Origin of the sequence: Rossellomorea sedimentorum (assembly GCF_046237645.1) — a bacterium.
GTDB lineage: Bacteria > Bacillota > Bacilli > Bacillales > Bacillaceae_B > Rossellomorea > Rossellomorea sedimentorum.
In genome coordinates, this window is sequence record NZ_CP143546.1 from 164310 (window position 1) to 175000 (window position 10691).

A 10691-nucleotide genomic window follows, 5' to 3' on the forward strand; every position below is an offset into this window, starting at 1 on the left:
TATCCCTGTCAATAATGGATATGATAAAATGATACGTTCATGGAGAGGGTTAAACCAGTTGTTGGTATACAATCGGGAACGTAAACATGGGAAATTTCGGTGTAGCCTAAGCCGGGATTTCGACGTTTTGAAGGAGGGTAAATATTAATGATCGAAATTGAGAAACCAAAAATTGAAACGGTTGAGATCAGCGATGATGCCGCATTTGGAAAATTCGTCGTAGAACCACTTGAGCGTGGGTATGGTACAACTTTGGGTAACTCCTTACGTCGTATCCTATTGTCCTCACTCCCTGGTGCTGCTGTAACGTCCATCCAAATCGATGGAGTACTGCATGAATTTTCAACAATTGAAGGTGTCGTGGAAGATGTAACGACAATCATCATGAATATCAAAAAGCTTGCTCTGAAGATTTATTCTGATGAAGAGAAAACGCTTGAAATTGACGTGAATGGTGAAGGAGTAGTAACAGCTGCTGATATTACTCACGATAGCGATGTAGAAGTTCTTAACCCTGATCTGCACATTGCTACATTGTCTGCTAACAGCAACTTCCGTATGCGTCTGACAGCTCAACGAGGTCGAGGATATACACCTGCTGATCAAAACAAACGTGAGGACCTGCCAATCGGCGTGATCCCAATCGACTCTATTTACACTCCAGTTTCACGCGTTAACTATCAAGTGGAAAACACTCGTGTTGGTCAGTTGACTAACTTCGATAAGCTTTCTCTTGATGTTTGGACTGACGGAAGCATTGGCCCGAAAGAAGCTATTTCTCTTGGTGCTAAGATTCTAAATGAGCATCTAAATATTTTTGTCGGTCTCACTGACGAAGCTCAGAATGCTGAAATCATGGTAGAAAAAGAAGAAGATCAAAAAGAGAAAGTTCTTGAAATGACCATTGAAGAACTTGATCTATCTGTTCGTTCATATAACTGCTTAAAACGCGCTGGAATCAACACTGTTCAGGAACTTGCCAACAAGACTGAAGAAGATATGATGAAAGTTCGTAACTTGGGACGTAAATCCTTGGAAGAAGTTAAAGTTAAGCTTGAAGATCTTGGCTTAGGTTTACGCAAGGACGACTGAGTTAAGCAACACGTTATTTAACGATCTAACAAAGGAGGGAATCTTAAATGGCATACAGAAAGTTAGGACGTACTAGCGCTCAACGTAAAGCAATGCTTCGCGATTTAGCTACTGACCTAATCATCAACGAACGCATCGAAACAACAGAAGCTCGTGCAAAAGAACTTCGCTCAGTTGTTGAGAAAATGATCACATTAGGAAAACGTGGTGACTTGCATGCACGTCGTCAAGCATCAAGCTTCATCCGTCATGAAGTTGCGAATGCTGAAGAGAACCAGGATGCAATCCAAAAGTTGTTCTCTGATATCGCTGGCCGTTATACAGAGCGTCAAGGCGGATACACTCGTATCATGAAGCTTGGACCTCGTCGCGGTGACGGTGCTCCAATGGTTATCATTGAGCTAGTATAATTTCATTCATACACAACGAGGGCAGGACAGTTATTTTGTTAACTGCTTCTATGCCCTTTTTGTTTACACCTTGGTCAATACACAAAAAGCAGAGCGTTACGATGGGCATTCCCAGAAATGACCCGTCTAGCTCATGCACCTCTTCCAACTTCTATCCTGATAGAAGTCCGTTCATACAGTGAACAAGGCAGCAGCCGCTGTCTATGGAACGAGGTGCAGGCTTTTTTTTGTATTCGGGACTTTTTTATAGTATAGTGTCATTTTTAATTTTCTGTTAGAAAAGAAACAAATTTGTTTGTAAGGGATTTTACCGCTTCAACATATTTTTACTCCTTATATCCTCTCTATACGATTCGATTGGAGCGGAAGGTGGGCAACTCCTGCGGGATTAGCGCGACAGGTGAGACCCCACAGGCGAAGCCGAGGAGGCTCAACGCGCGCCCCGCGGAGTTGAGCGCCTGCAGCGGAAATCACCTTGCAACCATAGCATTCCCATTTGATTAAAAAATAGAAGAGAACAGATCGAGTATAGAAGAGATGAGAGGAGGACTATGATGAAAGAACTTATTTCCATAGAAAATGTAAGTTACCGATATAACGAGCAGGAAACCTATGCATTGAATGATATTTCACTGAAGGTCTATAATTCTGAATGGCTGGCGATTGTCGGGCATAACGGATCTGGCAAGTCTACATTGGCTAAAATGCTGAATGGACTGCTGTTTCCTGAAACAGGAACGGTAACGGTTGATGGGATTTCTTTAACAGAAGAAAGTGTATGGGATGTCAGATCGAAAATCGGGATGGTATTTCAAAACCCTGATAATCAGTTTGTCGGAACAACGGTTGAAGATGATGTGGCTTTTGGTTTAGAAAATCACGGCATCGCCCAGGACCTAATGGCGGAAAGAGTCAAAGGAGCGCTTAGGCTGGTCAATATGGGTGATTTTCTTAATCAAGAACCTCACCACCTGTCAGGAGGACAGAAGCAGCGTGTAGCTATCGCCGGTGTTGTGGCTTTAAGGCCGAATATTATTATATTGGATGAGGCGACCTCCATGCTGGACCCGAAAGGCAGGCAGGAAGTCCTTGCTACCATACGGGATTTGAAAGAAAGCAGTAACTTGACAGTCATTTCGATTACACATGATTTGGAAGAAGCAGCAAAGGCTGACAGAATGCTCGTTTTAAATAGAGGAGAGGTATACAAAGAAGGCACTCCCTTTGACATTTTTAAATTGGACGAAGAACTGACAGCATTGGGGCTGGGTATCCCGTTTCCCGGCAGAATGGCAAAAGCGTTAAGAGGCCGTGGAATTTCCCTTTCAGAAACCTACCTAACACAAGAAGAATTGGTGAGAGACATATGGACATATCACTCGAAAAAGTAGAATACCGCTATTCCGCAGGAACTCCCTTTGAAAAGCTGGCACTAGAGGACCTTAACCTCCTCCTGCCTTCAAAAAAGTATACAGCTATCATAGGTCATACGGGTTCAGGAAAATCGACTCTCCTACAGCACTTGAATGCGTTATTGAAACCAACATCAGGCAAAGTGGTTATAGGCGAATATGAAATTACTCCAAAAAAGAAAAATAAAAAGTTGAAGCCGATCAGGAAACGTGTCGGCATCGTCTTTCAATTTCCTGAGCATCAATTATTTGAGGAAACGGTATTAAAAGATATCTGCTATGGCCCTCTCAATTTTGGCGTTTCAGAGGAAGAGGCTGAAAGAAGGGCAAGGAAATTAATGGTGACAGTTGGCCTGAATGAGGACATCCTCGATCGTTCCCCATTTGATTTGTCAGGCGGGCAAAAGAGAAGGGTGGCCATTGCAGGAGTACTGGCCATGGAGCCGGATGTATTGGTTCTGGATGAGCCGACAGCGGGGCTGGATCCAAGGGGAAGAACGGAGATCATGGATATGTTTCAGAAGATCCACCAGGATAAAGAACTGACAACGGTGCTTGTAACACACAGTATGGAAGACGCTGCACGATATGCGGATGAACTTGTCATCATGCAGAAAGGAAAGCTTGTCGGTAAGGGATCTCCGCAAGAAATCTTCTCTAAACCAGAATGGCTTTTCACGCTGGGACTGGATGTACCGGAGGCAGTCAAGTTCCAATACAGCCTGGAGCAACAGTTAGGACATAAGTTCAGCAGGACATGCCTTACAATCGAAGAACTGGCGGATGAGATAAAGGCCTATACAGAGCGGGGTGGACAGTCATGATGGATAAAATGATATTCGGGCGTTATATACCGAGTGATTCTTTTGTTCACAGAATGGACCCGCGCTCTAAGCTGATGTTTGTTTTTGCATTCATATGTATTGTCTTTCTCGCAAATAATGCTGTGACCTATGCGGTGCTTGGGGGATTCACCCTGACCGCAATGCTTTCTGTAAAGGTCCCGTTAAAGTTCCTGCTCGGAGGACTGAAGCCCGTCATGTGGCTTGTTCTGTTCACCTTCCTGCTTCATATCTTTTTCACTAAAGAGGGAGAAGTACTGGTGAACATCGGTTTCGTGAAAATTTATGAAGAAGGCCTCAGGCAGGCAATTTTCATTTCATTGCGCTTCACTTACCTTATTATTGTGACGACACTGCTCACCCTGACAACTTCGCCTATTGCCATTACGGATGGACTGGAGACCCTCCTGGATCCATTAAAAAAGGTGAAATTTCCAGTCCACGAGATGGCCCTAATGATGAGCATCTCGCTAAGATTCATCCCTACCTTGATGGAGGAAACAGACAAAATCATTAAAGCACAGACAGCCAGGGGCGCAGAGCTGGCTTCAGGGCCGATAAAAGAGAGGGTCAAGTCCATTGTTCCTCTGTTGATTCCCTTGTTTGTCAGTGCCTTCAAGCGGGCGGAAGATCTGGCGACGGCTATGGAAGCAAGAGGCTATAAAGGCGGTGAGGGCAGGACGAAGTACAGGGTTCTGCGCTGGACAGGAATAGACACGGCCGTTCTAGGCTCCCTTGTCATCCTGGCAGCTGTCCTGATTGTACTAAGAGGGTAATAGGAGTGTTTTTATGCAGCGAATAAAGTGTACAGTGGCATACGATGGCTCACCGTTTGCAGGTTATCAGGTTCAGCCCGGCAAGCGGACGGTCCAACTGGAAATTGAAAAAGCCCTCCGTACTATCCATAAGGGCCAGGAAGTAAAGATTACAGCTTCCGGCAGGACGGATGCAGGGGTCCATGCAAAGGGCCAGGTCTTTCATTTTGATACAGGGCTTTCCATTCCCGGGGAGAAATGGCCGACGGTCCTGAACAGCAACCTGCCTCAAGAAATTGTTGTCACCTCTGCAGAAGAGGTTGAGGATGAATTCCATGCACGTTTTTCAGCAGTGAAGAAAGAATACCGCTACTTGGTTTATCGAACCAAAACTGCCGACCCTTTTAAAAGGGACTTCGCTTTGCATTATCCATATCAATTAAAGGTGGAAGAAATGAGAAGGGCAGCAGTGTATTTGATAGGAGAACATGATTTTACAAGTTTCTGTTCGGCAAAAACTGAGGTAGAGGATAAGGTCAGGACAATTCACTCTATCGAAATAGAAGAAAATGAAGAAGAAATTACCTTTTCGTATATCGGGAATGGTTTTCTGTATAATATGGTCAGGATTCTCTCTGGAACCCTTTTGGAAGTCGGCAGGGGCAAGTACTCTTCACAGGAAATCAAGGGCATGCTGGAGGCGAAAGACAGGAGCGCTGCAGGCAAAACGGCCGCTCCCCAAGGGTTGTATCTTTGGAAAGTGTTTTATTAGGAAACTGATAAAATAATTCAGTTCATTGCCTTATAGGAAGAGAAGGACGATTGCAAATCTTGAACTGATAATAAGATCTAATAGGTTGTGAGTCTGAATCCAGCTCCAGCGCCCGAGGTTACGTACCCACTGGAACGTAACCCAGCTCCTCGGGGTCAAATAACCCGAAGAGAATAAAAGGAAAACCGCCTTTTTTTCTCTTCGGAACATTTGCCTGTCGGAGCTAAATGGGCGCTTCCACTTTTTTTTTCTAAAACAACTAATCCAGGTGTAACATTCCCTTGACATATAAGTGGGAAAAAGATATTATAACATATGGTATGTTATTAACCCCACGATAAGCCCCGGAAACTTATTGTGATTAAAGATAAATACTATCGGAACTTTAATGAAATATGAATGATAAATATTAGGAGGGTATCTCATGCGTACGACATATATGGCAAAAGCTAATGAAATCGAACGTAAGTGGTACGTTGTTGACGCAGAAGGCAAGACTCTTGGTCGCCTTTCCAGCGAAGTAGCAGCTATCTTACGTGGTAAACACAAACCAACTTTCACACCACACGTTGACACAGGTGATCATGTAATCATCATCAACGCTTCTAAAATCGAATTGACTGGTAAGAAACTTACTGACAAAATCTACTACCGTCACAGCCAACACCCAGGCGGTTTGAAGTCTCGTACTGCTCTTGAAATGCGTACAAACTATTCAGAGAAAATGCTTGAACTTGGTATTAAAGGTATGCTTCCAAAAGGATCTTTAGGCCGTCAAATGTTCAAGAAATTGCATGTTTACGCTGGCGCTGAGCATCCGCATCAAGCACAAAAACCAGAAGTTTACGAACTTCGTGGATAATCAATAAGAGGAGGTTATTATCTTGGCACAAGTTCAATATTACGGAACTGGTCGTCGTAAGAGCTCAGTAGCTCGCGTACGTTTAGTACCAGGTAACGGAAACATTGTTATTAATGATCGTGAAGTAGAAAACTACATCCCATTCGAAGCACTACGTGAGGTTATCAAACAACCTCTAGTTGCAACTGAAACTGTTGGCAACTACGATGTATTGGTAAACGTTAAGGGTGGTGGATACACTGGTCAAGCTGGTGCAATCCGTCACGGTATCGCTCGTGCATTGCTTCAAGCTGATCCTGAGTACCGCGGAACTCTTAAGCGCGCAGGATTACTGACTCGTGACGCTCGTATGAAAGAACGTAAGAAATACGGTCTTAAAGGCGCTCGTCGTGCACCTCAGTTCTCAAAACGTTAATTCTATTATCGTTCGATCCCAGCTGGTTTATCCAGCTGGGATTTTTTATATTTGTAATGTGAAAAGTATATCATCCGTTATCTATAAGATATTGTGCCACGTTTAGCAGGGTACATCATTTTTTCTCATCCCCTATGAAGGGGGGCGCTATTGGAGCGAGGGACATCAAAACGTCAAAAATGAAAAATGATGATGGTCGCAAACGAAGCGAGGTCCATCAAAACGTTAAAGTTGAAAAATGATGTAGGTCGCAAACGGGGCGATGGACAACAAAATGCCAAAATTGAAAAATGATGCTGGTCGCAAGCGGAGCGAGGGACATCAAAACACCACAATTGAAAAATGATGCCGTTCTCCAGGACTTCACACTTTATAACCTTTTTAAACCAGCCAACAGGATAGCCATGGCCACAACCGCAATGACAGACACCATTAATCCACCAACTCCCACCACTTACTTCATTTGCAAAAAAAATCACAGTTATCATTCGACAAATCCAAGGGCGGATCTGTCACCAAAATTGGAAACCATTGCTCGAATGAAGTACAGCTTTAAGCAAAAAATACGTTCAAAGGGAGGGAATAGCTTTGAACGTTATTACTTCATTCAATTCAAAGAGACGAGAGAAGCAGATTCAGCATGAAAGAAAGCTGCTGCGTGAAATCTCGATTAAAATGCTCCAGGAAAGTGTCCGGAAGCATTTTGGACAGATAAAGATCCAAGGCGGCGTCTTTATGCAGCAGGGTTTTGATGAAGCTTGCTTTGACGTCGCGATTGAAGCATATTTACTTGGCGGGAAGCTGAGCAAGTTCGGTCACAGCGGTGAAACCTTGGAAGATGTACAAAACCGGTGCGAGACGGAACTGAAACACTATATAGATACTTTATATAACTTTTGGCTCTATTGGTCAGAGCTCGGAGTTTCCAATACAGTGGATGAATCTTTTTACTACAGCTGCGAACACTTTGTTGAGACGTGGTGGAGCGAAGGATATCAAAATGGTATAAAGCGTCACAAACTCAGAATGCATTAAATTCTATTCCGGCAGTTCTAAAATCACTCCTTGTCCCATATTTTTTATAGAGATGGGGGAGGGAATGTTGAATGAACAGTAAACTGAAGATGATAGGATTTGCCGGGATTGTCATCATCCTTTTTTTAATTTTCCAGTATAAACTGCTCGATACAGATACATGGGAATCCTGGAATCTTCCTTTATCGGGCAAGATTATTTATATTGATCCTGGGCATGGCGGTCCAGACGGAGGAGCCGGGGATAATGAAGTGTTGGAAAAAGATATTGCTCTAAACGTCTCCCAAATGCTGCGTGACTACTTTCAGGAGCAGGGAGCTCTTGTACTCATGACGAGGGATGATGACCGCGACCTGGCCCCTGAAGGGATGAAAGGATATAGCAGGAGGAAAACGGAAGACCTTAAAAAACGGCTGGAGATGATTAACTCATCCGAAGCGGATTTGTACCTCAGCATCCATTTAAACGCCATTCCTTCAAGCAGGTGGAGCGGGGCTCAGACATTTTATAATCCTAAGTACAAAGAGAATAAAGAAGTGGCCAAATCGATTCAAGCAGAGTTGATCAGGAACCTGGAAAACACAAAGCGGGAGGCGAAAGGGATCCAGAATGTATATCTGGTCAAGCATAGTAATAAACCGGGCGCCCTTGTTGAAATCGGCTTCTTGTCCAACCCGGGGGAAAAGGCCAATCTGATGACTGAAAAGTACCAGCAAAAAGTGGCCGCTTCGATTTACGAGGGAGTGCTAAAATATTATGATGAGAAAACTGATGAGGAATGACCCTCTCAGTTTTTTTATATTTCTCTAAGCTGTTAGACAATTCAATACAATTAGAATATGTTATACTGGGATAGGATGAAAACGAATTCAAGATTAAAGGAAGGTGTAAGCATGTTAACAGAACAAAAAGTTAGAGATTTATTATATAAAATTAAAGATCCTTTCTTACATAAAACACTGGAGGAAACAAACGGGGTTCTTGAAGTTAGTATAAAAGAAGAAAAAAACCACGTCAGTGTCAAGATTGCGATAGCCAAAACGGGAACGGCCGAGCAAATGAAGATGCAGCAGGAGATCGTCAAGGTATTGAAGGAAAATGGTGCCGAGACAGTAGGTATCCGGTTTGCTGACCTTTCTCCGGAAGAGCTGGAGAAACACAGAGGTTCTCAACCTGAAGGCGGGGATTCCGGTAACCTTCTATCCCCGGGAAGCAAAACGACGTTTATCGCTATTGCCAGTGGAAAAGGCGGAGTGGGTAAGTCTACAGTATCTGTCAACCTGGCTGTATCCCTGGCACGTGCAGGCAAAAAAGTCGGGCTTGTTGATGCTGATATTTATGGATTCAGTGTTCCTGATATGATGGGAATTGTGAACAGACCAGTGGTCAGAGGGGAAAAAATAATCCCGGTTGAAAGATTCGGGGTAAAAGTTATTTCCATGGGCTTCTTTGTAGAGGATAATGCCCCGGTCATCTGGAGAGGGCCAATGCTTGGGAAAATGCTGAACAACTTCTTCGGCGAAGTAGAATGGGGAGACCTAGATTACCTGCTGCTTGACCTGCCGCCGGGAACGGGTGATGTCGCTCTTGATATTCATACAATGCTGCCACAATGTAAAGAGATCATTGTGACGACACCTCACCCAACAGCTGCTTTTGTTGCTGCCCGTGCAGGAGCAATGGCATTGAGCACCGACCATGAGATCCTGGGTGTTGTTGAAAATATGTCGTTTTTCGAAAGCAAAACGACTGGAGAGAGAGAGTATGTCTTCGGACGGGGCGGCGGAGAAAAGCTTGCTGAAGAATTAAGAACGAACCTTCTCGGACAGCTTCCGCTTCAGCAGCCTGATTGGAATGAAGACGATTTTGCCCCTTCAGTATATGACGCAGATCACCGAATCGGTAAGATCTACGGAGATATTGCACACAAAGTCATTGATTTATTGACATAGATATTAAGAAGCATGAGGCGTTGACCTCATGCTTTTTTATTGAATAGTTAACTTCAACAGATTTACAGCTAAAATTAGTTGACTTAGCTTTGCTGTCGATGCCGTAGCATTTGCTGTAGCTCTTCCAGAAACAAATTTACCTGCTATTGGAGGACTTGAGGGAGGTCAATTTCTTGTAATGCTTGCAGGTGGGATTATCGGCCTTGTGATAGTGAGGTTTGCCGCTAACTTCTTTGTTGGAATACTTCACAGAAAGCCAGGCCTAGAAACAGCGGCATTTTTAATCGTTGGCTGGGTCGGTGTCAAGTTGGCAATCTATACCCTATCCCACCCAGATTTAGCCTATTTATCGAAGTCGTTTCCTAAGTCACCAGGATGGAAAATCACCTTCTGGTCAGTACTCCTCCTAATTGCGATTCTCGGATGGTTTCTATCAAAGGACAAAGGAGAGCAACAGACAGATGAAGGACCTCTTCACTAAAATAAACAAGCGGCGAACCCTATTACTGTTCGCCGCTTGTTTATTTAATTGGAAAACTTATTGAGATTCTTCTTCTCCGCCGCCGGATTCGCTTTCGCCACCGCCGGATTCACCACCACCGCTTTCACCGCCGCCTTCTTGTCCGCCTTGTTCTCCCCCTTGGCCTTGCATTTGACCAGCCGCTTTGATCAAGATGTCTTGAATCTTGGCTTTAAAGAGAGGGCTTTCAAATGTTTCGGTGACTACTTGCTGCAGGTGCTCCCTGTATTCTTTGCTTTTGAGCGTCTCGCCAATTTCCTTTTGTATTTCTGGATCTTTCAGTATATCTATGAACATTCCCTGATATTCCGGATCTTTCATAAGGTCTTTCAACAGCTTTTCATTTTCGCCCTTCATACTCTTTGCCATGGCTTCAGCGAATTTAGGGTCTTCGAATGATTTCTTCCAAAACTCGCTGCCTTTATCAGAGGTGAGGGTGGTCACGATCGTTTCTTTTACGACGCCTTCATCCATAATGAGCTGCTGTTTCATTTTTTCGTCGGACATGACATCCTGTATGGCCTTTTTGCCATCGTCCGTTTTCAATATATCAACGACCATTTTTTTGGTCTCTTCGTAATCAGGCTGATTGGCGCTTGCTTGTCCTCCGCCACCACCGCACGC

At 44.0% G+C, this 10691-nt stretch carries 12 protein-coding genes and 1 pseudogene (1 of these 13 only partly in view); 12 read left to right on the forward strand and 1 reads right to left on the reverse strand.

The genetic code is table 11. The features are described from left to right. Positions 1-147: 147 nt before the first annotated feature. The 12 genes and pseudogenes from V1502_RS00880 to V1502_RS00935 all read left to right on the forward strand — a co-directional run. Positions 148-1092, forward strand: a complete 945-nt coding sequence (locus V1502_RS00880; RefSeq protein WP_409252549.1) for a DNA-directed RNA polymerase subunit alpha — start codon at positions 148-150, stop codon at positions 1090-1092. A 47-nt stretch (positions 1093-1139) separates the two neighbouring features. Next, complete coding sequence (rplQ, locus tag V1502_RS00885) at positions 1140-1502, forward strand: 50S ribosomal protein L17 (RefSeq protein ID WP_119548599.1); 363 nt, start codon at positions 1140-1142, stop codon at positions 1500-1502. A gap of 551 nt (positions 1503-2053) precedes the next feature. Further along, positions 2054-2893 carry an energy-coupling factor ABC transporter ATP-binding protein gene (locus V1502_RS00890; RefSeq protein ID WP_409252550.1) on the forward strand — a complete coding sequence of 280 codons (840 nt, stop codon included), beginning with the start codon at positions 2054-2056 and terminating at the stop codon, positions 2891-2893. Then, positions 2869-3738, forward strand: coding sequence for an energy-coupling factor ABC transporter ATP-binding protein (locus V1502_RS00895; protein WP_409252551.1), 870 nt, complete (start codon positions 2869-2871; stop codon positions 3736-3738). The genes V1502_RS00890 and V1502_RS00895 overlap by 25 nt, the downstream gene beginning before the upstream one ends. Then, entirely contained in the window at positions 3735-4532 is a 798-nt protein-coding gene (locus V1502_RS00900) for an energy-coupling factor transporter transmembrane component T family protein (protein WP_409252552.1), read from the forward strand. Before V1502_RS00895 ends, V1502_RS00900 begins: the two co-directional genes overlap by 4 nt. A gap of 13 nt (positions 4533-4545) precedes the next feature. After that, entirely contained in the window at positions 4546-5283 is a 738-nt protein-coding gene (truA, locus tag V1502_RS00905) for a tRNA pseudouridine(38-40) synthase TruA (protein WP_409252553.1), read from the forward strand. Positions 5284-5707: 424 nt separating this feature from the next. Then, on the forward strand, positions 5708-6145 hold the full coding sequence (gene rplM, locus V1502_RS00910) for a 50S ribosomal protein L13 (RefSeq protein ID WP_409252554.1): 438 nt from the start codon (positions 5708-5710) through the stop codon (positions 6143-6145). 22 nt (positions 6146-6167) lie between these two features. Then, on the forward strand, positions 6168-6560 hold the full coding sequence (gene rpsI / locus V1502_RS00915; protein ID WP_409252555.1) for a 30S ribosomal protein S9: 393 nt from the start codon (positions 6168-6170) through the stop codon (positions 6558-6560). 588 nt (positions 6561-7148) lie between these two features. Beyond that, entirely contained in the window at positions 7149-7595 is a 447-nt protein-coding gene (locus V1502_RS00920; RefSeq protein WP_409252556.1) for a DUF2521 family protein, read from the forward strand. Positions 7596-7666: 71 nt separating this feature from the next. After that, positions 7667-8377: an N-acetylmuramoyl-L-alanine amidase CwlD gene (gene cwlD, locus V1502_RS00925; RefSeq protein WP_409252557.1), complete on the forward strand. Its 711-nt coding sequence runs from the start codon at positions 7667-7669 to the stop codon at positions 8375-8377. A 111-nt stretch (positions 8378-8488) separates the two neighbouring features. Then, complete coding sequence (locus tag V1502_RS00930) at positions 8489-9547, forward strand: P-loop NTPase (protein WP_409252558.1); 1059 nt, start codon at positions 8489-8491, stop codon at positions 9545-9547. An 82-nt stretch (positions 9548-9629) separates the two neighbouring features. Then, positions 9630-10028 (forward strand): annotated as a pseudogene (locus V1502_RS00935) (TerC family protein); the annotation flags it as partial. Positions 10029-10085: 57 nt separating this feature from the next. On the opposite strand, the gene gerD reads toward V1502_RS00935, so the two are convergent. Further along, on the reverse strand, positions 10086-10691 hold the 3' portion of the coding sequence (gerD, locus tag V1502_RS00940; protein WP_409252559.1) for a spore germination lipoprotein GerD. Its footprint extends 51 nt past the window's final position; 606 of the gene's 657 nt are visible here — the last part of the coding sequence; its start codon lies off the right edge, out of view; its stop codon occupies positions 10086-10088.

Excerpts from the sequence above, each read along its gene's own strand:
- V1502_RS00880 (WP_409252549.1), top strand. The coding sequence starts at position 148 with ATGATCGAAATTGAGAAACCAAAAATTGAAACGGTTGAGATCAGCGAT.
- rplM (WP_409252554.1), top strand. The coding sequence starts at position 5,708 with ATGCGTACGACATATATGGCAAAAGCTAATGAAATCGAACGTAAGTGG.
- cwlD (WP_409252557.1), top strand. The coding sequence starts at position 7,667 with ATGAACAGTAAACTGAAGATGATAGGATTTGCCGGGATTGTCATCATC.
- V1502_RS00930 (WP_409252558.1), top strand. The coding sequence starts at position 8,489 with ATGTTAACAGAACAAAAAGTTAGAGATTTATTATATAAAATTAAAGAT.
- V1502_RS00895 (WP_409252551.1), top strand. The coding sequence starts at position 2,869 with ATGGACATATCACTCGAAAAAGTAGAATACCGCTATTCCGCAGGAACT.
- V1502_RS00890 (WP_409252550.1), top strand. The coding sequence starts at position 2,054 with ATGATGAAAGAACTTATTTCCATAGAAAATGTAAGTTACCGATATAAC.
- truA (WP_409252553.1), top strand. The coding sequence starts at position 4,546 with ATGCAGCGAATAAAGTGTACAGTGGCATACGATGGCTCACCGTTTGCA.
- rplQ (WP_119548599.1), top strand. The coding sequence starts at position 1,140 with ATGGCATACAGAAAGTTAGGACGTACTAGCGCTCAACGTAAAGCAATG.
- V1502_RS00900 (WP_409252552.1), top strand. The coding sequence starts at position 3,735 with ATGATGGATAAAATGATATTCGGGCGTTATATACCGAGTGATTCTTTT.